The sequence below is a fragment of the Erwinia sp. PsM31 genome (assembly GCF_030433775.1).
GTDB classification, from domain to species: Bacteria; Pseudomonadota; Gammaproteobacteria; order Enterobacterales; family Enterobacteriaceae; genus Erwinia; species Erwinia aeris.
Window position 1 is genome coordinate 115,737 of record NZ_JARUWZ010000005.1, and the last position, 21,769, is coordinate 137,505.

The window sequence follows — 21,769 nt, forward strand, 5'->3', positions numbered from 1 at the left end:
CCTGGCTTTTTTTAAGAGCGGGGATTGTAACAGGAAATGTTTTTACGTCCAGACCGGGCACCACGCCGTCCGCTCCAATAAAATTTTCTGAAGGAATAACGGACAAATCGCGAAGCAACGACATCTTCCGGCTGGTTTTACCTGCGGTCAGGAGTCCAGGAAAACGCCTACACTTATTGATTCCGCTATGAACCGATCCTGCTGGAGGAGAATCCGTGAAGGTTATTCATCTTAACTGTGGCTGTATGTGTCCCGTTGGCGGCGCGCTTTATGACGGTTTCAGCAAAGGCATCCGGGCGCATCTTGCCTGCCATTGCCTGCTTATCGAAACGGAAAACAGCGGGCTGGTGCTGGTTGATACCGGATTCGGTACGGAAGATATGCGCGCGCCTGGCAGCCGCTTAGCCACTTTTTTCCGCGTGATGAACAATATTCAGCGCAAACCCTCTCTGACAGCGCTGTCGCAAATCCTGGCGCTGGGCTACCAGGCCTCGGACGTTCGCCATATCGTGCTGACCCATCTGGACTTTGACCATGCCGGTGGGCTGACCGATTTTCCGCAGGCGCAAATCCATCTGATGCAGCGGGAAATCGATACTTCCCGGCAGCGCGACAGCTGGCTGGCCCGTTCCCGTTATCGGCCTGGCCAGTGGAGCGGCGTTTCAGGCTGGACGGGTTATCACGCATCCGGTGAAAAGTGGTTTGGCTTTGATGCCGTCACCGGTTTAAAAGGCCTGCCGCCGGAAATATTGCTGATCCCTTTGCCTGGTCATACGCAAGGCCATGCGGGAATAGCGGTGCAGACCGATACCGGCTGGCTGCTGCACGGCGGCGATGCGTGGTTTTATCAGCGCGAGCTTGAGCATCCGCGCCACTGTACGCCGGGGTTGCGGTTTTATCAGTGGTTTATGGCCGCCGATAACGACGTCAGACGCGTTAATCAGCAGCGCCTGCGCGAGCTGGCCCGCCATCACTCTGCGGAAATCAGTTTGTTTTGCAGCCATGATTTCCGCGAGCTGGAGCGGATGATCGCCGGAGGCTCGCCGCCTGACCAAAACCGATAAGCTTTCCGGGCTTTCCCCTGCAAGGGGCTACCTTATGCACTTTTCACCAGGCCAGCGCTGATGAAAGCCGTTATTTTCCTGTAATCCCCATTTTTTTCATTCTGGAAAGCAAGGTAGTCCGTTTCAGCCCCAGACGAACCGCCGCACCGCGCGGCCCGGCGACGACGCCGTTGGTTTCTTTTAATACCTGAATAATGCGCTCGCGTTCATCTTCCCCGCTTAGCGGTGGGGCCGAGGCTTCCGCCGCCAGGCTGGGCACATCGGCGATCGGCAGCGGATAATTCAGCTCAGGAAGCTGTAAATCCAGCACGCTGCCGCGCGTCAGCAGCACCGCACGCTCAATCACGTTTTCCAGCTCACGCACGTTGCCCGGCCACGGCATACGGCTGAGCAACCTCAACGTTTCTGCCGGAATGCTGTCGATAGTCCGCTTCATACGGCGGGAAATTTTATAGGTCAGGAACTTCACCAGCTGCGGAATATCCTCCGGACGTTCGCGCAGCGGCGGGATCACAATGGGGAAGACGTTTAACCGATAATAGAGATCGCTACGGAAAGCCCTGTCGGCCACCATCTGGCTCAGATCGCGGTTAGTCGCCGCGATTATCCGCACGTTTACGGAAATTTGCTTGCTTCCGCCGACCCGTTCAAATTCCTGCTCCTGGAGGATCCGCAACAGCTTGGGCTGCAGTTCTAAAGGGATTTCACCCACCTCGTCCAGAAACAGCGTCCCCTGGTCGGCCAGCTCAAAACGGCCCATACGCTGAGCCGTCGCGCCGGTGAACGCGCCTTTCTCATGGCCAAACAGCTCGCTTTCCATCAGGCCGGCGGGCATTGCCGCACAGTTCATCTTTACCATGCGTTTATCACGCCGATCGCCCAGGTTATGTATCGCCCTGGCAATCAGCTCTTTGCCCGTGCCGGTTTCACCAAGGATCAATACCGAACAGTCACTTTTCGCCACAATTTCGACCTGTTTCAGCACTTTTGACATACTGGCGCTTCGCCCAACGATATCGCTGAAATCGGGATTGTGGCTGTTGATCTGCTCGGTCAGATAAAGATTTTCATGCTGTAGCTTCTCCTTCAGGCTCTTGATCTCCTGATAGGCCAGCGCGTTATCTACCGCGATGCCGATGCGCTCGGCAATCTGCTGCAACACCCTCAGGTTGGCGGGCGTAAAGTTGTCGGGCTGCGTCTTGGCCAGTTTCAGCACGCCCAGCGTTTTGTCTTTAAAACGCAGCGGCAGAATACATAACGTTTTGACCTGATTAGGCCACAGCTGCTGAAACAGGGCGTTTTGCACCTTCTCCTGCCCTTTTGCGGGCGGCACGTTGACGAGCAGGCTTTCACCGCTTTTCATCACCTGCTCTTCCAGCGTGCCGACCAGCGTGATGCGGGACTGTTCACGCTCCGCGACGTGCGCCTCTATATAGTGAGTGGTGTAAACATTTGCCTGCTCGCTCGTTTTATCCACGTCGCACAGTACGATGCTGATGGCGTTGATATGAAAAAAGTGGTGGATCGTTTTGGCAATTTCACCGGTCAGTTCATCCAGATCCAGGCGGGAAATGACGGCGTTAGTAATATCGACCAAAAGACGAAAATCATCCCGTTCATGACGCAACAGCGACTGCTGTAGCTGGGCATTCTCATGCAGCTGGATCTGTTCAACCGCCACGGCAGCCAGCAGGCACAGCTCATTCAGCGCCTTTTTATCTTCAACAGTAAACGCCTGGCCGTTCTGACGCATAAATTCGCAGCCGCCCAGCACGCCGGACGGCCCTGTTAGCGGCACCAGGCAGTAGTCGGTAAACGGCGGATAAAGATCCAGCGCGGCCAGCTGCGGATAATGCCGATGCAGCGCTTCACCACGCCAGCCCTGCGTGCTTGCCGTTTTACGCAGTGAATGCACCGGGCCGCTTGCCAGCAGCGTCTCATCCTCATACACAATCGGCTGATGCATCGCATCGGTGCCGTAAAAATGGACGCGGGCATTGTTGCCGAACAGCAGCAGCGTGACGGCTTCTGCCATATTCACGCGCTGTACCACCTGCGTCAGGGCTTGCAACAGCGAGCTCATGGTTTGCTGCCGCAGCAGGGTTCGCGTCAGCGTCAACAATCCTTCTTGTTTGGTGTTGCTTAGAGTGGCAGTTTGCATAGCTTTACCCTGGATAACCTCTGATAAGAAAGAGAATTGCGCAAAGAAAGTCAGATCCGATACGCTTTTATTAAGGTCAACAAATGCGCGGCAAAGGCTCTGCATGGGGTAACATCAGCTGGCGCGAAACCCCCAGCGCGCCGCGTAAGCAGACCTGCGGATTTGCCGTCATCTCGCCGATAGTGACCGCATCCGCGCCCAGCGGATGATTGCGCAACACGCTTAACACCTGCTGCTCTGCCCGGGCGGAAACCGCCAGCACCAGCTTGCCTTCGTTAGCGAAATTCAGCGCCTCCAGCCCCAGCAGTTCACAAATCCCTCTTACCGCAGGCTTTACCGGCAGGGCATTTTCCTCTATTGAGATACCCAACCCGCTGGCCCCGGCGAACTCGTGCAGGACAGCATTGACGCCGCCGCGCGTGGCGTCGCGCAGCGCGTGCACGCCGGGCAGCAAACGCAGCGGCGCAATCAGGGGAGCTAACACCGCACAGTCGCTCTGCACGTCCAAATCCATTCCCAACTGCTCGCGCAGATTCAGAATAGTGGCGCCATGGTCGCCAAGCGTACCGCTCACCAGGATCTTGTCTCCTGGCTGAACGGTGCTGGCCGCCCATTTCACCGCCGTTGGGATCGCACCGATCCCTGCCGTGTTAATAAAGATCTTATCGGCTGCGCCACGCTGAACTACCTTGGTATCACCGGTAACGATAGCGATGCCAGCCTGCTGCGCGGTCTGCGCCATGGCACTGACGATGCTCTGCAAATCGTCAAGCGGCAGGCCCTCTTCCAGGATAAAACCACAGGAGAGGTAAGTGGGTATGGCGCCGCAGACCGCCAGATCGTTCGCTGTACCGCAGACCGCCAGCTTGCCGATATTGCCGCCAGGAAAGAAAATGGGATCGATAACATAGCTGTCGGTGGAAAAAGCCAGCCGGTCGCCCTGACGGGTAAAATCGGCCAGCGACAGCCGGGCGCCGTCTTCCCGCTCGTTAAGCCAGGGATTATCAAACGCCTGCAGAAACATCCGTTCAATCATCTGCTGCATGGCGCGGCCGCCGCTGCCGTGCGCCATCGTTACGGTTTGTGCCGTCATTCGGTTACCCTCGTAGCTGCCCCTGGCGGAACTTCCGCCGGGGTTTCCTGGTGCCGATACTGGTACCAGGCGGCGCAGGCGCCTTCGGAAGAAACCATCAGCGCACCAAAGGCGTTATGCGGCGTGCAGGCGGTACCGAACAGCGGGCACTGGTGCGGTTTACAACGTCCTGTGAGCACATCGCCACAGCGCGCCTGGGGATGATCGGCGACGGCGTATGTGCCCGGTGTAAAGCGCCGTTCGGCGTCAAAACCGGCATAGGCTTCGGTCAGCGAAATAGCGGATGCCTCAATCAGCCCCAGTCCACGCCACTCGCTGCTGCCGGCAAGCTGAAAGACTTCCCGTATCGCCCGCTGCGCCAGCAGGTTCCCCTCTTCCGGCACCACGCGTCGATATTGGTTTTCTGTTTTACAGCCTGACTCGCACACCTGCTCCACCAGCATCAGGACGCTTTGCAGTATATCCAGCGGCTCAAACCCACTGACCACCAGCGGCTTGCCAAATTGCTGATGGATAAACCGGTATGGTGCGGTTCCGGTGATCATGGTGACGTGGCCGGGCGCCAGAAACGCGTCAATTCGAACATCGTCCTGCTGCAGCAGGCTGCGTAAGGTGGGCATCAGGCTGATATGCTGACAAAACACGCTGAAATTGCCGAGCCGCTGCCGCTTTGCCTGTTGCAGCGTAACGGCAGTAACCGGCATGGTGGTTTCAAAGCCCAGCGCAAAAAAGACCACCTGCCGCCGGGGATTTTCCCGCGCCAGCTTAAGCGCATCGAGCGGCGAGTAAACCACGCGGACGTCCGCGCCGCGCTCGCGGGCCTGTAACAGCGAGCCTTGCTTGCCCGGCACGCGCAGCGCATCGCCAAAGGTACAAAAAATGACGTCTGGTCGGGCGGCAATCTCACAGCAGGCATCGATTCTGCCCATAGGCAGCACGCAGACCGGACAGCCCGGCCCGTGGATAAACTCCAGCGGTGGCGGCAGCAGCTTATCCAGGCCGAATTTAAAAATGGCATGGGTATGCCCGCCGCACACCTCCATTATCCGCATCGGTTTTTCTGCGGTAAAAGGCAGCCGCGTCGCCTGCTGGTTAAGCCGTTCAAGCAGCTTCTTCGCCAGCGCCGGATCGCGAAACTCATCAACAAAACGCATATTTTACCTCTCACCCGCCAGGAACAGCGCCACGTCGGCTTCCAGCTCTTCCATGGCATGAAGGGCGGCCAGCGTCTCCTGCGCTTCCTGCTCGTTCAGCCGGGCCAGCGCAAAACCCACGTGGATCAGCACCCAGCTTCCGAGCAAGGCCTCGCGGTTATCGCCACAGACCAGGGCGATATTGACTTCGCGACGCAGGCCGCAGACCTCAGCCCAGGCATGATCGCTGTGCTGTTCATGCAGCGCGACAATCTGCCCCGGAATGCCTATGCACATTGCTGTTGCTCCAGCCATGCCAGCCAGCGCGCCATGCCTTCTCCGGTGGTGGCCGACAGCTGAATGACGTCAATCTGTGGATTGACCAGCCGCGCGTTAGCGATACAGGCTTCGACGTCAAAATTCAGGTAAGGCAGCAGGTCGATTTTATTCAGGATCATCAGGCGCGACGCCGCGAACATATGGGGATATTTCAGCGGCTTGTCTTCCCCTTCCGTGACCGACAGTACCGCCACTTTGCAATGCTCCCCAAGATCAAAACTGGCCGGGCACACCAGATTGCCGACGTTTTCGATAAACAGCAGGCTGTGGTTTTCAGGAGCCAGCTGATGTACCGCCTGATGCACCATTTGCGCATCCAGGTGACAGCCTTTGCCGGTGTTGACCTGAATCGCCGGGACGCCGGTCGCGCGGATGCGCTCGGCATCGTTAGCGGTTTGCTGATCGCCCTCGATAACGGCGCACGCTTGCCGCGGCGCAAGGCGCAGCAGAGTGTTCGTCAGCAGGGTTGTTTTACCCGAACCGGGGCTGGAAACCAGATTCAGCGCCAGAATGGACGCGGCGGCAAAATGCTCGCGATTATGCGCGGCGATGTGGTTATTTTTTGCCAGGACTTCGGTTTCTATATCGACCAGACGGCGCGGCACATAAGGCAGCCCATGGGCGCGCTCCTGATGGCTGTGAGCATGGCCGCCGTGGTGATGGCAATGGCCGCCGCCATCGTGAGAATGCAAGGCGTCGCCGCTCACGCCTTCAATACGAAGCTCGCCGCTGGCACAGCCGCAGGTACTGCACATAATTTTCTCCCCGGGCGCTGGCCCGCTATTCAATTTCGATACGTTTAATTTTCATGCCGTCATCCGCAATCACCCGCAGACGACGTCCGCCACAGTCCGGGCAGAGCAGCACGCCCGCCATCAATAAGGTGATATCGCGCTGGCAGTCGTGACACCAGCTGACCGCCGCTGGCGTATCAAGATGCAGATCGCAGCCTTCCGCCAGCGTTTGCCGACAGGCCAGGTCGAAACAGAAGCGCAGCGCTTCGGGCTCGACACAGGAAAACGCGCCGACTTCCAACCATACGGAGGTAATACGTCGGGCATGATGACGCAGGGCAAACTGCTGCATTATTTCTACGGCGTTTTGACACAAAGTAATTTCGTGCATTGCCTTTCTCCTCGGATGCTGAGGAGTAATTTGCAATATCAATGCCAGCTTTTTTCGACACGGCGTTTATGCCTTATCGATATGGCCAGAGCCGGAAAGAAACGCGTATTTAACTGACCGTCAGATATGACGAAATGACATGTCTTTGACATCGACAGCGCTAAATAATCGGGCAAAGAGATTACCGCCAATCGCCTTTAAATTGATGAACTACAAAGTGTTTTAGAATATTTTCATGACCTGGCACACTTTATGCCATTAGGTTCTCAGCAATCCTGTTTCGTTGGCGTAATAGCAATGTCGAAACGGTATCCTGTTCACCTTAACCCGTGGTAATGCTTATGAGCTCCCTTAGCGAACTGGCCGACCAGGCTGAGTATATCGCCAGTAAAAACAACCAGTTGAAAGCGCACTGGCGTACCTATCAGAACGCGCTGACGCAGGCCGTAGCCCTTTCCAGTCACAACATTAATCATGAATTCACCTGCAGCAACGAGCGCGGCATCCATTTTGTCTTATTTAACCATTTTATTATCAGCATCCATTTGCAGGCTGACTTTTACAGTCAGCAAATCGTCTACAGCCTTAATATGGCGCAGCCAGGTGAGCCGGAAGATTTTCAGGCCTTTTCCCGGGCGACATTAACCGAAGACGGCCGTATTGATAACGCTGTTGATATTCACGACAGGCAGGCCGTGCTTGATCACTACCTGAATAAAATAGCCGCTATTTATCAGTGTATTTATGACGCTATTCATAGCAGCACCCCAATCCATCCGCAGTTGGAAAAGTTAATTAAAGCCTTTTAACAGGCCAGCCATTATCCCCTGGAATAGATCTGATGGCCTGCACAGGGGCAGTAATGACGACATAAATGACGAAACTCTGTTTTCAACGTCAATTTCGTCACTTTTGACGAAATCCCAAGGAGATTTCATGAGCCGCCCGACCGCCATGAATCATTATGTGATAGCCGATGCCAGACGCTGTATCGGTTGTAATACCTGTGTAGCCAGCTGCTCACAGGAACATCAGCGTTATGGTCTGCAGTCCGCGCCGCGCCTGGAGGTAATGCGCAACCTTCAGGATTCCGCGCCGGTCATGTGTCGCCAGTGCGAGGATGCGCCCTGCGCCAAAGTTTGTCCGGTTAATGCTATTACCTTGCGGGATCGCGCTGTTCAGCTGAATGAGAATCTGTGCGTCAGCTGCAAGCTATGCGGCATCGCCTGCCCGTTTGGCGCCATCACTTTTTCCGGCAGCACGCCGGTAGCAACACCCCGTGACTGCAATACGCCGAAAGCCTTGCCCGCCCCGCTGCCGCCGCGTCCACTCAGCCCTTTCCTTGATTGCGTGCCGGGCGTGCGGGCGGTGGCCGTGAAATGTGATTTGTGCAGTTTCAGCGAGGATGGCCCCGCCTGCATCAGAACCTGTCCGACCCAGGCCATCAAGCTGGTTACCGTCGATTTGTCCCTGCACGCCAGTCAACGGAAGCGCCTGAATGCGGCCAGCTCGCTCCCTGTCGATCTGTTTATCTCTGGCAAGGAGAACCCATCATGACCTCCCTTTTTTCGCCCGCGCCGCTGTTGACGTTTGCGCTGCTGCTCCTGCTGCTGAGCGGCGGCATCGGCTGGCTGCTCGCCGGGGCTGCCCGTGTCAGCGCGGCTGTTTTTAGCAGCGGCGGCCTGGTGGCTTCTCTGGCGACGATAGCGGCAGCGATGCAAATCCTGCCCGGTGACGTGCTGACCGTCGCCCTGCCGCCGTTCTCTTTTCAGGCAGGCTTCAGCCCGCTGAACGCGCTGCTGCTGCTGGCTATTTGGCTACCCGCGCTATTTTGCAACCTGTACGCCTGGGTCTGGCTGCGCAGCGTCGGTGGGCCTGTTCGCGCGCGGGCTGGCCTGCTGTGCCATTTGCTGATGGCGACGCTGACGACAGCCGTGCTGGCCGTCAACGCGGTGCAACTGATCCTGTCGATGGAGCTGGCCGCGCTCTGCGCCGGACTGCTGATTGTGCAGAATGACGACGTGAAAAGCCGTCGCGCCGGCTTAAATCAGTTTTTGTCCGCGCGGCTTGGCACGCTCTGCCTGGCGCTGGCTTTTGGCCTGCTTTATCACACCAGCGGCAGCCTGAACTTTGACGTGCTGCGGCACAGCGAGCTTTCTGCGGGCGTCAGGTCGACGGCCTTTCTGCTGTCGCTGACCGGCTTCGGGCTTTACGCCGGGATTATTCCTCTGCATGGCTGGGTGCCGCAGTCGCACACCAGCGCCCCCGCTCATGCCGCCGCGCTGTTCTCTTCGGCGTTAATGAAAGTCGGCATTTTAGGGGTAATCAAAGTCGGGCTGGATCTACTGGGCGCACCGCCGCTGTGGTGGGGCGTGCTGGTCATCCTGCTGGCGATGCTAACCGCCTTTATCGGTGGGCTTTACGCGCTAATGGAACATGATATCCGCCGCCTGCTGGCTTACCACACGCTGGAAAATGTCGGGATCGTTCTGCTGGGCGTGGGCGGCGCGATGATTGGCGTCACGCTGCGTTTGCCGCTGCTGGCAGCGCTGGCGCTGCTGGCCGGTCTGTTCCATCTCTTTAACCACGGCCTGTTTAAAACCACGCTGTTTTTAGGCGCGGGCGAAATAGAGAGGCAGACCGGAACGAAAGATATTGAGCGGCTCGGCGGGCTGGCGCGTCTGATGCCGTGGACGGCGGGCGCAATGCTGATTGCGCTGATGGCGATGGCCGCTCTGCCGCCGCTAAACGGCTTTGCCAGCGAATGGCTGCTTTACCAGTCTTTTTTCCAGCTTGGCAGCAGCCCGTTCTGGCTGACTCGCCTGCTCGGCCCGCTGCTTGCCGTCGGGCTGGCGCTGACTGGCGCGCTGGCGCTGATGTGTATCGCCAAAGTTTTTGGCGTTGCCTTTCTGGGCAGCCCACGCGGCGGCACCGCCGGGGCCAGCCCTGCTCCTCTGGCGGTCACGCTCAGCGTGGTTATCCCGGCGCTGCTGTGCGTGGTGTCTGGCGTCGCGTCTCCCTGGATCGTTCCCCTGTTTTCCCTCGTTGCCGCCGACGTGCTGCATATGACCGCGCCTGTCGTTACGCAGCATGGCGCCGTCTTCTCGGCTACGTCGGCGGTTTCCGCTCCGATGGTGGCGATTTTACTGCTGGCGATGCCGCTGCTGCCCTGGCTTATTGCCGTTGCGCTGCGCGGCAGCCGCCTGCCGAACCGGCGACGCGGCGACGCCTGGGCCTGTGGCTACGCTCATTCCGCCGGGATGGTGGTAACCGCCACCGGTTTCGCTCAGCCGCTGCGCGTGATGTTTGCGCCGCTGTATCGTCTGCGCCAGCGTCTGCTGCCTGCCGCCCTGACGACGGCCCTGCATCAGGGCGGGCTGGCTGCGCTGTGCCGCCGTCTGGCATTTATTGAACTGGCCGTGCTGCTGGTCGCGGCGCTGGCCTGAGGAACTGACGATGACTTTTCCCTTTGTTCTTACCGGTTCGCTGTGGCCGCTGGCGCTTATCCAGGCGGCAGGGCTGCTGGCCATCGCGCCGCTGTTTACCGGCATCAGCCGCGTGCTGCGCGCCCGTATGCATAATCGCCAGGGGCCTGGCGTACTCCAGGAGTATCGCGATATCGCCAAACTGTTACAGCGGCAGAGCGTGGCGCCGGCGGCTTCTGGCCCGGCTTTTCGCACTATGCCCTGGCTCCTCACCGGCATCATGCTGGTCATTGCCAGCGCGCTGCCCGTGGTAACGCTTGCTTCGCCAGCGGCTGGCGCAGGCGATCTCATCACCCTTATTTATCTGTTCGCCCTGGCGCGCTTTGTCTTTGTTATCGCCGGGTTGGATACCGGCAGCCCTTTTACCGGCATCGGAGCCAGCCGGGAAGCCGTGCTGGGCGTGTTGGTCGAACCCATCCTGCTGCTGGGCCTGTGGATAGCTGCGCTGGTTGCCGGTTCGACCGCGCTTAGCGCCATTAGCGCGCAGGTGCTGCACTGGCCGCTTTCGTCCTCGCTGACCCTGCTGCTGGCCGGGCTGGCCTGCGCCTTCGCCACCTATATCGAAATGGGCAAGCTGCCGTTCGATATGGCCGAAGCCGAGCAGGAGCTGCAGGAAGGCCCGTTGACCGAATATTCCGGCGCGACGCTGGGCGTGCTGAAACTCGGCCTCAGCCTGAAGCAGCTGGTGGTGCTTCAGCTGTTTCTCGGCCTGTTTCTCCCCTTTGGCCTGGCGGCGGAGCCAACGCCGTTCGGCCTGCTGATCGCCACCGCGCTCTGTCTGGCAAAACTGCTGGTTGCCGTGCTGCTGGTGGCGCTCATTGAAAACAGCGTGGCGCGTTTGCGCTTTTTAAACACTTCCCGCACCACCTGGGCGGGATTCGGCCTGGCGTTTCTGGCGCTGGTTTCCTGGCTGATAGCGGGCTGACATTTTTCTTGTCCCGCCACGGCGGGAAGAGGTTTGATAATGAGTGAAGTCACAACGGCATTAAATCAACATCCGGTCGGCCTGCACTATCTGGCGGCGCTGGAAAAACAGTTTCCTGCGGCGCTGCTCTACAGCGAATGGCAGACCGATACGCAGGCCACCGTCACCGTCAGGCTGAACGCGCTGCCGGAGGTCGTGGAGTGGCTCTACTATCAGCAGGGCGGCTGGCTTTCCGTGCTGTTTGGCAATGATGAGCGCACGCTGTGCGGCAACTACGCGCTGTATTATGTGCTGTCAATGGAGCAAGGCGTAAAGTGCTGGATCACCGTGCGCACCGAAGTGGATCCCGTCTCGCTGGAGTTCCCGTCGGTCACGCCGCGCGTCCCGGCGGCCGTCTGGGGCGAGCGCGAAGTGCGGGATATGTATGGCCTGCGCCCGGTCGGCCTGCCGGATGAACGCCGCCTGGTGCTGCCGGATGACTGGCCAGACGATTTGTATCCGCTACGTAAAGACGCGATGGATTACCGCCAACGCCCGGCCCCAACGACCGATAACGAAACCTATCCCTTTATCTCTGAAACAAAGGAAGCGAGCACGATTGTGCCAATCGGCCCGCTTCACGTCACTTCTGACGAACCCGGACACTTTCGCCTTTTCGTCGACGGCGAAGACATTATTGACGCCGACTACCGGCTGTTTTACGTGCATCGCGGCATGGAAAAACTGGCCGAAACCCGCATGGGCTACAACGAAGTCACCTTTCTTTCCGATCGCGTCTGCGGCATCTGTGGCTTTACCCACAGCGTGGCGTATACCACCTCGGTTGAAAACGCGATGGGCATTGTGGTGCCGGCGCGCGCCCAGACTATCCGTTCCATTTTGCTGGAGGTTGAACGTCTGCACAGCCATCTGCTGAATCTGGGCCTGGCCTGCCACTTCGTCGGCTTCGATTCCGGCTTTATGCAGTTTTTCCGCGTGCGCGAGCAGTCGATGAAAATGGCGGAAATCCTGACCGGCGCCCGTAAAACCTACGGGATGAATCTGATTGGCGGCCTGCGTCGCGACATTCTGAAAGAGGACATGATCCAGACTATCGCGCTGGCAGCCGGGATGCGCGGCGAGCTGAACGACCTGGTGGATATTCTGCTCAGTACGCCGAATACCGAACAGCGCAGCGTCGGCGTCGGCCTGTTAGACCCGCAGATAGCGCGCGATTTCAGTAACGTCGGCCCGATGATACGCGGCAGCGGCCACCGCCGCGATATGCGGGCGGATCATCCCTATGCCGGCTATGCCAGCCTGCCGTTTACGCTTCACAGCGAAACCGGCAACGACGTCTATTCCCGCCTGAAGGTGCGCATCCACGAAGTGTTTAACTCGCTGAATATGATCGAGTTCGGCCTGCAAAATCTGCCGCAGGGGCCGCTGATGAGCGAAGGCTTTACCTATATTCCCCACCGTTTCGCGCTGGGCTTTGCCGAAGCGCCGCGCGGCGATGACGTGCACTGGAGCATGACCGGCGACAACCAGAAGCTGTTTCGCTGGCGCTGCCGCGCGGCGACCTACGCCAACTGGCCAACGCTGCGCTACATGCTGCGGGGCAATACCGTTTCGGACGCGCCGCTGATTATCGGCAGCCTTGACCCCTGCTATTCCTGCACCGACAGGATGACGGTGGTCGACGTACGTAAGAAAACCACCGTCGTCGTGCCTTACAAAGAGATCGAACGTTACGGCATTGAACGCAAAAACTCGCCGCTTTAGGGAGGGACAACATGTTAAAGCTGATTAAAAAAGTGCTGAAAACCGGTACCGCAACGGTGGCCTATCCGGCAAAACCGCTGGAGATGGCGGCCAACTTTCGCGGCAAACCTCAGTACAACGCGCAGCAGTGTATCGGCTGCGGTGCCTGCGCCAATGCCTGTCCGTCCAACGCGCTGACCATGACGCCGCCAGAAGAAGGCGAGGCGATCCGCTGGTCGCTGTTTTTGGGCCGCTGTATTTTCTGCGCGCGCTGCGAGGAAGTCTGCCCGACGGCCGCCATCAAGCTGTCGCAAGAATTTGAACTGGCGGTATGGCGTAAAGAGGATCTGTTTGAAACCGCTGATTTCCCGGTTTGCCGCTGCCGGGAATGCGGCCATCCCTATGCCGTGCAGAAAGAGATCGACTTCGCGCTTTCTCTGTTACAGGAAAGCGCAGCGCTGAGTGAACGGCAGATTGCTGAACGTCGCGAGCAGTATGAAACCTGTCCGTCCTGCAAGAAAAAGCATCAGCTGCCCGCATCCAGCCGGATAGATATTGGCCGCCATCTGACCCCCGAGGCACAGCTATGAGCCAGATCCTGCACGGGCCACGCGACGAAAACGGGTTGCCGGTGCCCGTTACGCTCGACGAGAGCATCGCCAGCCTGAAAAGCACGCTGTTGAACAACATTCGCCGTTCCGCCTACGTTTATCGGGTTGACTGCGGCGGCTGCAACGGCTGCGAAATAGAGATTTTTGCCGCCATTTCACCGCTGTTCGACGCCGAACGCTTTGGCATCAAGGTAGTTCCTTCCCCGCGTCATGCCGATATTCTGCTGTTTACCGGTGCCGTCACCCGCGCCATGCGCGTGCCTGCGCTGCGGGCCTGGGACGCGGCGCCAGACCCGAAAATCTGTATCTCTTATGGCGCCTGCGGCAACAGCGGCGGCATTTTTCACGACCTTTATTGCGTCTGGGGCGGCACGGACAAGATTGTGCCGGTGGATGTTTATATTCCCGGCTGCCCGCCCACGCCCGCCGCCACTATTTATGGTTTTGCCATGGCGCTTGGCCTGCTCGATCAAAAAATTAAAGGTCAGCAGCACCCTGAGGCGGCTGAACCGGCGGCGTTGCTGCACCCTGCGCTGCCGCAGCCGCTGCGGGTATTGCTGGATCGCGAAGCGCGACGCATGGCCGGCTATCGCTATGGTCGCCAGATTGCCGATCGCTTTATGCAGGCGCTGGCCGCGCCCGGCGTGCAGTCCGTGGAACAGCGCGTGGCGGACTGGCTGGTTGAGCAGGACGATCGCCGTCTTGCGGAGATAGTGGGGCATTTACAGCAGATTTATCAGCAGGTTCTGCGCGGGGAGGTTCGCCTGTGAGCACCGAGGTTAACCAACAGCGTTACGCCCGGCATCAGCCGTCGGCCCGCGTCCTGCACGACAAAGTGGTGTTTTACGCTTTGGGCAGCAAATTCGTCGATGAAAAATGCGCGCAGCAGCGTAGCTCGAAGAAAGCCCAGGAGGTGGTTTACTACAGCCTGGCGATTGGTCACCACGTTGGCGTTATCGACTGTCTGCAACCGCAGCTCACCTGCCCGCTTCAAGGCTATCTGCAATGGATTGCCTGCCTGGCGGAAAACAGCGAAGCCCAGCGGAAAATGGCAGGCGTGCGCCGCTTTGGCGAAATCACTATCGACAGCAGTCACACCCATCTGCTGGCCCTGGCGCTGCGCGACGCCCGTGAGCGGATGAGTGCAGAGCAGCAAGCGTGGAGCGATCGCCTGATCGCCCTGCTCCAGCAAATTGAAAACGACCCCGCCATGTACCTGATGGTCAGGAGATACGATGCTTAATTCCTCTTCCCGCTACGCGCTGTTATGCGTGGGCAACAGCATGATGGGCGACGACGGCGCCGGGCCACGCCTGGCCGAACTTTGCGCCGCCGCCCCTTTGCCCGGCTGGACGGTGGTGGATGGCGGAGCCGCGCCGGAAAACGATATTGGCTACCTGCGCGAGCAGCGGCCCGATCGCCTGGTGATTGTGGACGCCACCGACATGGGGCTGGCTCCCGGCGAAATGCGCCTTATCGACGAAAGCGATATCGCCGAAATGTTCGTGATGACCACCCACACGCTGCCGCTCAGCTTTTTAATTCAGCAGCTACGGGAAGCTATTCCGCAGATTACCTTTGTCGGCATCCAGCCCGATGTGGTGGCTTTTTACTATCCCCTTAGCCCAGCGGTCGAGCGGGCGGTTGGCGAGCTTTATCAGCGGCTTCCTCTGCTGGAGACGGGCCTGGGCATCGCGCCTTTTCGCCCGAGGCCAACATGACATAAGTGTCGGGAAAATGACGATACGGCCGACAGACCACAGTCACTCCCCACGAACCCTTATTAACCCATTGAAAATAAATAAGAAAAAATAAACCCTCTGGCTGGAACGCTTTATGCATTACCTCCGCCATAAGGCCGGGATCCGTCGGCCGCTTATTTAATGGAATCAGGAGATTCAGATGAACCGGTTCATCATTGCCGATCCCCAAAAATGTATCGGCTGCCGTACCTGTGAAATCGCCTGCGTGATGGCTCACAGCTTGTCGCAGGATATCTCGCAGCTCAATACCACCACCTTCACGCCGCGTTTGCATGTGATCAAAAGCGTCAACCTCAGTACGCCGGTGCTGTGCCGCCAGTGTGAAGATGCCCCCTGCGCCAACGTCTGTCCGAACGGCGCAATCGTGCGCAGCGGCGACGCAATCCAGGTTATGCAGGAGCACTGCATTGGCTGCAAAACCTGCGTCGTCGCCTGCCCTTATGGCGCGATGGAGGTCGTGGTCAAACCCCTTTTTCGTCAGAACGCGGCGGCGATGACCGCCGTCGCAGATAAAGCCGAAGCGCATAAATGCGATCTGTGTCAGGGCCGTGCAGAAGGCCCAGCCTGTCAGGAAGTCTGTCCGACCAAGGCCTTGCTGACCGTTGACCGCGATCGGCTCAAGGAAATGAACGTAGAAAAACGCCGCCGTGCGGCGCTTGCCAGCACTTCCGGCCTGCTGTTTTAACCCCGGAAAGAGGAAAAATAAGATGAAAAAAGTCACCACCGTCTGTCCTTACTGTGGGGCCGGATGCAAGCTGAACCTGGTCGTGGAAAACAATAAAATTCTCCGTGCCGAAGCCGCCGATGGCGTAACCAATCAGGGCGAGCTGTGCCTGAAAGGCTACTATGGCTGGGATTTTCTCAACGACACTAAACTGCTGACGCCGCGCCTGACGCAGCCGATGATCCGCCGCCAGAAGGGCGGAAAATTCGAAGTAGTCAGCTGGGATGAAGCTATCCGCTATACCGCTAAGCGCCTGAAAGAAATCAAAGAGAAGCACGGCCCGCGCGCGATTATGCATACCGGCTCTTCTCGCGGTACCGGCAACGAAACCAACTATGTCATGCAGAAGTTTGCCCGCGCGGTGATCGGCACCAATAATGTCGACTGCTGCGCCCGCGTTTGTCATGGCCCGTCGGTGGCCGGTTTACAGGCCACGCTCGGCAACGGCGCCATGAGCAATTCCATCAACGATATTGAAAATTCCAAATGCCTGTTGGTGATCGGCTATAACTGTGCGGATTCCCACCCTATCGTGGCCCGCCGCGTAATAAAAGCCAAAGAAAAAGGCGCGCAGATCATTGTCTGCGATCCCCGCCGCATCGAAACCGCCCGTATCGCCGATCAGCATCTGCAAATCAAAAACGGCTGCAATATGGCGCTGGTTAACGCCTTTGCCTACGTGCTGATCGAAGAAGATCTCTACGATCGTGACTACGTGGCGAAATATACGGAAGGATTTGACGAGTACCGTCGCCAGCTGGCCGACTATTCGCCGGAGGCGGTTGCCGAACAGACCGGCGTGTCCGCTCAGCAAATCCGTCAGGCTATGCGTACCTTTGCTGCTGCGCCCTCCGCGACCATTATGTGGGGGATGGGCGTGACGCAGTTTGGTCAGGCTGTCGACGTGGTGAAAGGCCTCGCTGGCCTGGCGCTGCTGACCGGCAATCTGGGCCGGCCTGGCGTCGGCGTCGGCCCGGTACGCGGGCAAAACAACGTGCAGGGCGCCTGCGATATGGGCGTGCTGCCGAATGAGTTCCCTGGCTATCAGTCGGTGACCGATCCGCAGGTCCGGGCAAAATTTGCCGCTGCCTGGGGTATTGACGCCGAGCGGATGGACGCGGAAATCGGCCATCGCATTACCGAGATCCCGCATCTGGCGCTGGAAGGACACGTCAAAGCCTACTACATCATGGGTGAAGATCCGCTGCAGACCGAAGCCGATTTAAGCCTGGTGCGCAAGGGGTTTGAGGCGCTGGATTTTGTGGTGGTGCAGGATATCTTTATGACCAAAACCGCCGAGCAGGCTGACGTCATTTTACCCGCCACCTCCTGGGGCGAACACGGCGGCGTATTCTCCTGTGCCGATCGCGGCTTTCAGCGCTTTGAAAAAGCTATCGAACCCAAAGATAATGTTAAGCGTGACTGGGAAATTATCAGCCTGCTGGCAACGGAACTCGGCTATCCGATGCATTACAACGATAATCAAGAAATCTGGGATGAAATGCGCGAACTCTGTCCGCTGTTCTACGGCGCTACCTATGAAAAAATGGGCACGCTGGGACACGTGCAGTGGCCCTGCACCACGCTGGACAGCCCTGGTACGCCTTATCTCTATCAGGACAATCGTTTCACCACGCCAACCGGCAAAGGCCAGCTTTTTGCCGCGCCATGGCGCGCGCCGGCCGAGGTGCCGGACGCAGATTATCCGCTGGTGCTCTGTACTGTGCGCGAGGTCGGCCACTACTCCTGCCGCTCAATGACCGGCAACTGTTCCGCGCTGCAAACGCTGGCGGATGAGCCGGGTTTTGTGCAGATCAATCCGCAGGATGCGCAGGCGCTGGGCATACGCGATGGGCAACTGGTTTGGGTCGCCTCGCGCCGCGGTAAAGTGATTTCACGCGCTAATCACAACGAGCGTATTAACGTTGGCGCAGTCTATATGACCTATCAATGGTGGATTGGCGCCTGCAACGAACTGACTCAGGAGAACCTTGACCCCATTTCTAAAACGCCGGAAACCAAATACTGTGCGGTGAAGGTGGAGCGGATTGCCGATCAGTCGTGGGCGGAGAACTATGCGCGTCAAACCTACAGCGAGATGAAAGCGCGCCTGCGCAGCGCCGTGGACGATGCGAGCCCGATTGCCGTAACCGCTTAAGTTCTGCGCCAACGCGGAACGGGAGCCAGGTGGATATGACATCCCGCATTCCTTCCTCAAGGGTTCAGGCTAATCCGATCCAGGACCGGGCAGCCCGGTCCTTCAGGAGCTGACTATGTCCGATTCAGGAGTGTCCGTGCGCGTCAGCGGCAAAGTGCAGGGCGTCGGCTTTCGGCCTTTTGTCTGGCAGTTAGCCAGGCGGCTACGGCTACGCGGCGAAGTCTGCAACGACAGCGCGGGCGTGGAAATACGCCTGCTTCAGTCTGCCGCCATTCCGCTCTTTATCGAACGGCTACGGCACGAGCCGCCGCCGCTGGCGCGTATCGACAGCCTCAGCGTCCAGCCTTATGCCTGGCCGTCTCCGCCGCAGGATTTTACCATTGCGGAAACCCGTCAGGGCCGGATGATGACCCAGGTTGCCCCCGATGCGGCAACCTGCCCCGATTGTCTGGAGGAGGTGCTGCACGCGGGCAACCGTCGTTCAGGCTATGCCTTTACTAACTGTACCCACTGCGGCCCGCGCTTTACGCTCATCCGCACCATGCCCTATGACCGGTCAGGCACCAGCATGGCGGCATTTCGCCTTTGTCCCGCCTGTCGCCGGGAGTATCAGGATCCGGCCGACCGCCGCTTTCATGCCCAGCCAGTCGCCTGCCCGCACTGTGGGCCGCAGCTCTTTGCCACCGGGCAGGATGGCACCACGCTGGCACGTGAAAGCGCCGCGATTGACTATGCCACAGCAGCGCTACTTGCGGGCAAAATTGTGGCGATCAAAGGGCTGGGCGGCTTTCATCTTGCCTGCGATGCTACCCAGCAGCAGGCCGTTATGCGTCTGCGCCAGCGCAAACGGCGACCGGCCAAACCGCTGGCGGTGATGCTGCCGGACATCAGCTGGCTGGCCCGCTGCGGCAAGAGCGATCGGGCGCGACAGGCGCTGATGCTGTCTGCCGCCGCGCCCATTGTGCTCACGGAAAAAAACGCGACGTCGCCGCTGTGCGCAGCCGTTGCGCCGGGGCTGGATGAAACGGGGTTGATGCTGCCGTTTACGCCGCTGCACCATCTGCTGATGCAGGCCTGCCGGGTGCCGCTGGTGATGACTTCCGGCAACGGCGCCGACCGCGCGCCGGCGCTGACCAACGAAGAGGCGCTGAGCCAGCTTGCTGGCATTGCCGATATCTGGCTGCTGCACGACCGCGATATCATCCAGCGCGCCGATGACTCTCTGGTTCGTCTGGGGCCGCAGGGATTGGAAATACTGCGCCGCGCCCGAGGCTATGTGCCGGATGCCGTCACGCTTCCTCCCGGCCTGACGGCCCGCTCGCCGCTGCTGGCGATGGGCGGCGACCTGAAAAACACCTTCTGCCTGGTACAGGGCGATCGGGCTATGCTCAGCACGCATTTCGGATCGCTGGCAAACAGCGATATTGCGTGCCAGCGGCAGCAGGCCGTTACCCATTTTCAGCAGCTGTATAACTGCACGCCTACAACGATCGTGCAGGATGCGCATCCTGCTTACGTCGGCAGCCAGCAGAGCGAACGGCCGGTGCTGGAGGTGCTTCATCATCATGCGCATATCGCCGCCTGCCTGGCGGAACATCGCTGGCCGCTGGCGCACGGCCCGGTCATCGGCCTGGCGCTGGACGGGCTGGGCTACGGCGAAAACGGCGCGCTCTGGGGCGGTGAATGCCTGCTGGCAGACTATCACCGCTGTCAGCATCTGGGAGGGTTGCCCGCCGTCGCGCTGCCGGGCGGCGACCGTGCCGCGCGGGAACCCTGGCGCAACCTGTTGGCGCACTGGCTGGCCTTTGTCCCGGACTGGCAGCAGCGGCCAGAGTCTAAGGCGCTGCTGGGCAAGCCCTGGCAGCCGCTTGCGCGCGCAGTGGCCGCTGGCGTTAACTCCCCTTTGGCTTCTTCCTGCGGCCGGTTGTTTGACGCGATAGCCGCCGTGCTCGGCTGCGCGCCTGCCGTACTTAGTTGGGAAGGAGAAGCCGCCTGCCGCCTGGAGGTTCTGGCCAGGCAGGCAGCAGACATAGCGCATCCCGTTACGCTGCCGCTGCGCCATACGGCAACGGGCACGCGGCTGGACCTGGCGGTGTTCTGGCAGCAATGGCTGGACTGGCAGGCAGCCCCTGCGGCGCGCGCGTTTGCCTTCCATGACGCGCTGGCGCGGGGATTTGCCGCCCTCGCCCATTATCATGCCGGACAAACGGGTCTGGATACCGTCGCGGCTGGCGGCGGCGTCCTGCAATCGCGCCTGCTGCGCCAGCTTTTACAACGCTATTTATCGCCTCTTCATGTGCTGATGCCGCAGCATATTCCCGCTGGCGACGGCGGGCTGGCGCTGGGCCAGGCCGTTATTGCCTGCGCCCGCTTGCACAACGCGGCTCCTCATACTGTTACCAGGGATTGTTATGACTAACTCTGCTTTTTTTCGTACTCATCGCCGGGCTTTCTGGCTGTTAAGCGCCCTGCTGATGGCCAATCTGCTGGCCTGGGGCTGGGCGCTGGTGCTTTTCCGCCACCATGCCACGCTGATTGCGGCGGCCGTGCTTGCCTATGGTTACGGCCTGCGCCATGCGGTAGACGCTGACCACATCGCCGCCATTGATAACGTCACCCGTAAACTGATGCAGCAAAATCAGCGGCCTGTGGCGGTCGGCGCGTTTTTCTCTCTCGGCCATTCCAGCATCGTGGTGTTGGCGTGCGTGGCGATTGCCGCCGCCGCTCTGCTCTCCGGCAGCGAAATCAGCTGGCTGCATCACTATGGCAGCGTTATCGGCACGCTGGTTTCCGCGCTGTTTTTGTTGCTGATGGCGCTGCTGAATACGCTGATCCTGCGTGATGTTTATCACCGTTTTCAGCAGGCGAAACAGAGAAAAACCTTCAGCGATCGGCCTCCCCTGCCGGGCGCTGTAATGAGCAGGCTGTTTGGCCGCGCCTTTACCCTGGTTAATAAAAGCTGGCAGATGTATCTGGTGGGTTTTTTGTTCGGTCTGGGCTTTGATACGGCTACGGAGATCGGCCTGCTGGGCCTCTCTGCGGCAGGCGCTTCCAGCGGGATGTCGGTCTGGAGCATTCTGGTGTTCCCGGCGCTGTTCGCCAGCGGCATGGCGCTGGTGGATTCCCTGGACAATTTTATGATGGTGGGCGCCTATGGCTGGGCGTTTAAGCAGCCGGTACGCAAGCTCTACTACAACATGATGATTACGGCGACCAGCGTGCTGATCGCCTTGCTGATCGGCGGACTGGAAGCGCTGGGATTACTGGCGGATAAGCTCGATTTACACGGCGGGATATGGACGATCGTCAACAATCTGAACGGCAATATGGGCAGCGTTGGCTACCTCTGCGTGGCAATTTTCGTCGCTGCCTGGGGCTTCTCGGTGCTGAACTATCGCCGTAAAAATTATGATGCGCTAAATATTACCCAGCCGTAACCGGGAGC

20 protein-coding genes are annotated in these 21,769 nt (G+C 59.2%); 14 read left to right on the forward strand and 6 right to left on the reverse strand.

The features are described from left to right. Positions 1–215: 215 nt before the first annotated feature. Positions 216–1,064 carry an MBL fold metallo-hydrolase gene (locus QCD69_RS06210; protein ID WP_301251390.1) on the forward strand — a complete coding sequence of 283 codons (849 nt, stop codon included), beginning with the start codon at positions 216–218 and terminating at the stop codon, positions 1,062–1,064. 70 nt (positions 1,065–1,134) lie between these two features. On the opposite strand, the gene flhA is transcribed toward QCD69_RS06210, so the two are convergent. From flhA to hypA, 6 genes are all read right to left on the reverse strand, one after another. Next, positions 1,135–3,225 carry a formate hydrogenlyase transcriptional activator FlhA gene (flhA, locus tag QCD69_RS06215; protein WP_301251391.1) on the reverse strand — a complete coding sequence of 697 codons (2,091 nt, stop codon included), beginning with the start codon at positions 3,223–3,225 and terminating at the stop codon, positions 1,135–1,137. A gap of 76 nt (positions 3,226–3,301) precedes the next feature. Then, positions 3,302–4,318 (reverse strand): hydrogenase expression/formation protein HypE, encoded by a 1,017-nt coding sequence (hypE, locus tag QCD69_RS06220; RefSeq protein ID WP_301251393.1) that lies wholly within the window; start codon positions 4,316–4,318, stop codon positions 3,302–3,304. Next, complete coding sequence (hypD, locus tag QCD69_RS06225) at positions 4,315–5,472, reverse strand: hydrogenase formation protein HypD (protein WP_301251395.1); 1,158 nt, start codon at positions 5,470–5,472, stop codon at positions 4,315–4,317. Before hypD ends, hypE begins: the two co-directional genes overlap by 4 nt. A 3-nt stretch (positions 5,473–5,475) precedes the next feature. Continuing rightward, positions 5,476–5,748 carry a HypC/HybG/HupF family hydrogenase formation chaperone gene (gene hypC, locus QCD69_RS06230; RefSeq protein ID WP_253455225.1) on the reverse strand — a complete coding sequence of 91 codons (273 nt, stop codon included), beginning with the start codon at positions 5,746–5,748 and terminating at the stop codon, positions 5,476–5,478. Next, entirely contained in the window at positions 5,739–6,545 is an 807-nt protein-coding gene (gene hypB, locus QCD69_RS06235) for a hydrogenase nickel incorporation protein HypB (protein ID WP_301251396.1), read from the reverse strand. The genes hypC and hypB overlap by 10 nt, the downstream gene beginning before the upstream one ends. A gap of 25 nt (positions 6,546–6,570) precedes the next feature. Next, positions 6,571–6,915: a hydrogenase maturation nickel metallochaperone HypA gene (hypA, locus tag QCD69_RS06240; protein WP_253455227.1), complete on the reverse strand. Its 345-nt coding sequence runs from the start codon at positions 6,913–6,915 to the stop codon at positions 6,571–6,573. A gap of 341 nt (positions 6,916–7,256) precedes the next feature. Here hypA and QCD69_RS06245 point away from each other — a divergent pair, with 341 nt between their 5' ends. The 13 genes from QCD69_RS06245 (at position 7,257) to QCD69_RS06305 (ending at position 21,761) form a co-directional block, all read left to right on the forward strand. Next, positions 7,257–7,724 (forward strand): formate hydrogenlyase regulator HycA, encoded by a 468-nt coding sequence (locus QCD69_RS06245; protein ID WP_253455228.1) that lies wholly within the window; start codon positions 7,257–7,259, stop codon positions 7,722–7,724. Positions 7,725–7,869: 145 nt separating this feature from the next. Next, positions 7,870–8,472 (forward strand): 4Fe-4S dicluster domain-containing protein, encoded by a 603-nt coding sequence (locus QCD69_RS06250; RefSeq protein ID WP_253461111.1) that lies wholly within the window; start codon positions 7,870–7,872, stop codon positions 8,470–8,472. Then, a complete protein-coding gene (locus tag QCD69_RS06255; RefSeq protein WP_301251397.1) occupies positions 8,469–10,361 on the forward strand; it encodes a proton-conducting transporter transmembrane domain-containing protein in 1,893 nt (630 codons plus the stop codon). Before QCD69_RS06250 ends, QCD69_RS06255 begins: the two co-directional genes overlap by 4 nt. Positions 10,362–10,371: 10 nt before the next feature. Next, positions 10,372–11,325: a respiratory chain complex I subunit 1 family protein gene (locus tag QCD69_RS06260; protein WP_301251398.1), complete on the forward strand. Its 954-nt coding sequence runs from the start codon at positions 10,372–10,374 to the stop codon at positions 11,323–11,325. 39 nt (positions 11,326–11,364) lie between these two features. Beyond that, positions 11,365–13,089: a hydrogenase large subunit gene (locus tag QCD69_RS06265; RefSeq protein WP_301251399.1), complete on the forward strand. Its 1,725-nt coding sequence runs from the start codon at positions 11,365–11,367 to the stop codon at positions 13,087–13,089. An 11-nt stretch (positions 13,090–13,100) separates the two neighbouring features. After that, the gene (locus tag QCD69_RS06270; RefSeq protein WP_301251401.1) at positions 13,101–13,658 is read left to right on the forward strand and encodes a formate hydrogenlyase complex iron-sulfur subunit; all 558 of its coding nucleotides are present in this window, start codon (positions 13,101–13,103) and stop codon (positions 13,656–13,658) included. Beyond that, entirely contained in the window at positions 13,655–14,449 is a 795-nt protein-coding gene (locus QCD69_RS06275; protein WP_301251402.1) for an NADH-quinone oxidoreductase subunit B family protein, read from the forward strand. Before QCD69_RS06270 ends, QCD69_RS06275 begins: the two co-directional genes overlap by 4 nt. Positions 14,450–14,502: 53 nt before the next feature. Continuing rightward, the gene (locus QCD69_RS06280) at positions 14,503–14,922 is read left to right on the forward strand and encodes a formate hydrogenlyase maturation HycH family protein (RefSeq protein ID WP_253461112.1); all 420 of its coding nucleotides are present in this window, start codon (positions 14,503–14,505) and stop codon (positions 14,920–14,922) included. Beyond that, positions 14,915–15,400: a hydrogenase maturation peptidase HycI gene (gene hycI / locus QCD69_RS06285; RefSeq protein ID WP_253455234.1), complete on the forward strand. Its 486-nt coding sequence runs from the start codon at positions 14,915–14,917 to the stop codon at positions 15,398–15,400. Before QCD69_RS06280 ends, hycI begins: the two co-directional genes overlap by 8 nt. A gap of 181 nt (positions 15,401–15,581) precedes the next feature. Then, on the forward strand, positions 15,582–16,127 hold the full coding sequence (gene hydN, locus QCD69_RS06290) for an electron transport protein HydN (protein WP_253455235.1): 546 nt from the start codon (positions 15,582–15,584) through the stop codon (positions 16,125–16,127). 22 nt (positions 16,128–16,149) lie between these two features. Next, complete coding sequence (gene fdhF / locus QCD69_RS06295; protein WP_301251403.1) at positions 16,150–18,324, forward strand: formate dehydrogenase subunit alpha; 2,175 nt, start codon at positions 16,150–16,152, stop codon at positions 18,322–18,324. Positions 18,325–18,439: 115 nt separating this feature from the next. Beyond that, a complete protein-coding gene (gene hypF, locus QCD69_RS06300; protein ID WP_301251405.1) occupies positions 18,440–20,743 on the forward strand; it encodes a carbamoyltransferase HypF in 2,304 nt (767 codons plus the stop codon). Next, positions 20,736–21,761, forward strand: a complete 1,026-nt coding sequence (locus tag QCD69_RS06305) for a HoxN/HupN/NixA family nickel/cobalt transporter (RefSeq protein ID WP_301251406.1) — start codon at positions 20,736–20,738, stop codon at positions 21,759–21,761. The genes hypF and QCD69_RS06305 overlap by 8 nt, the downstream gene beginning before the upstream one ends. The last annotated feature ends 8 nt before the right edge of the window (positions 21,762–21,769 follow it).

What these genes read in the sequence shown, in the direction of transcription:
- hydN (WP_253455235.1), top strand. Translation starts at nt 15,582, where the DNA reads ATGAACCGGTTCATCATTGCCGATCCCCAAAAATGTATCGGCTGCCGT.
- hypB (WP_301251396.1), bottom strand. Translation starts at nt 6,545, where the DNA reads ATGTGCAGTACCTGCGGCTGTGCCAGCGGCGAGCTTCGTATTGAAGGC.
- hycI (WP_253455234.1), top strand. Translation starts at nt 14,915, where the DNA reads ATGCTTAATTCCTCTTCCCGCTACGCGCTGTTATGCGTGGGCAACAGC.
- hypF (WP_301251405.1), top strand. Translation starts at nt 18,440, where the DNA reads ATGTCCGATTCAGGAGTGTCCGTGCGCGTCAGCGGCAAAGTGCAGGGC.
- QCD69_RS06260 (WP_301251398.1), top strand. Translation starts at nt 10,372, where the DNA reads ATGACTTTTCCCTTTGTTCTTACCGGTTCGCTGTGGCCGCTGGCGCTT.
- QCD69_RS06245 (WP_253455228.1), top strand. Translation starts at nt 7,257, where the DNA reads ATGAGCTCCCTTAGCGAACTGGCCGACCAGGCTGAGTATATCGCCAGT.
- QCD69_RS06275 (WP_301251402.1), top strand. Translation starts at nt 13,655, where the DNA reads ATGAGCCAGATCCTGCACGGGCCACGCGACGAAAACGGGTTGCCGGTG.
- QCD69_RS06250 (WP_253461111.1), top strand. Translation starts at nt 7,870, where the DNA reads ATGAATCATTATGTGATAGCCGATGCCAGACGCTGTATCGGTTGTAAT.
- hypC (WP_253455225.1), bottom strand. Translation starts at nt 5,748, where the DNA reads ATGTGCATAGGCATTCCGGGGCAGATTGTCGCGCTGCATGAACAGCAC.
- QCD69_RS06255 (WP_301251397.1), top strand. Translation starts at nt 8,469, where the DNA reads ATGACCTCCCTTTTTTCGCCCGCGCCGCTGTTGACGTTTGCGCTGCTG.
- hypD (WP_301251395.1), bottom strand. Translation starts at nt 5,472, where the DNA reads ATGCGTTTTGTTGATGAGTTTCGCGATCCGGCGCTGGCGAAGAAGCTG.
- fdhF (WP_301251403.1), top strand. Translation starts at nt 16,150, where the DNA reads ATGAAAAAAGTCACCACCGTCTGTCCTTACTGTGGGGCCGGATGCAAG.
- QCD69_RS06270 (WP_301251401.1), top strand. Translation starts at nt 13,101, where the DNA reads ATGTTAAAGCTGATTAAAAAAGTGCTGAAAACCGGTACCGCAACGGTG.
- flhA (WP_301251391.1), bottom strand. Translation starts at nt 3,225, where the DNA reads ATGCAAACTGCCACTCTAAGCAACACCAAACAAGAAGGATTGTTGACG.
- hypE (WP_301251393.1), bottom strand. Translation starts at nt 4,318, where the DNA reads ATGACGGCACAAACCGTAACGATGGCGCACGGCAGCGGCGGCCGCGCC.
- QCD69_RS06265 (WP_301251399.1), top strand. Translation starts at nt 11,365, where the DNA reads ATGAGTGAAGTCACAACGGCATTAAATCAACATCCGGTCGGCCTGCAC.
- hypA (WP_253455227.1), bottom strand. Translation starts at nt 6,915, where the DNA reads ATGCACGAAATTACTTTGTGTCAAAACGCCGTAGAAATAATGCAGCAG.
- QCD69_RS06305 (WP_301251406.1), top strand. Translation starts at nt 20,736, where the DNA reads ATGACTAACTCTGCTTTTTTTCGTACTCATCGCCGGGCTTTCTGGCTG.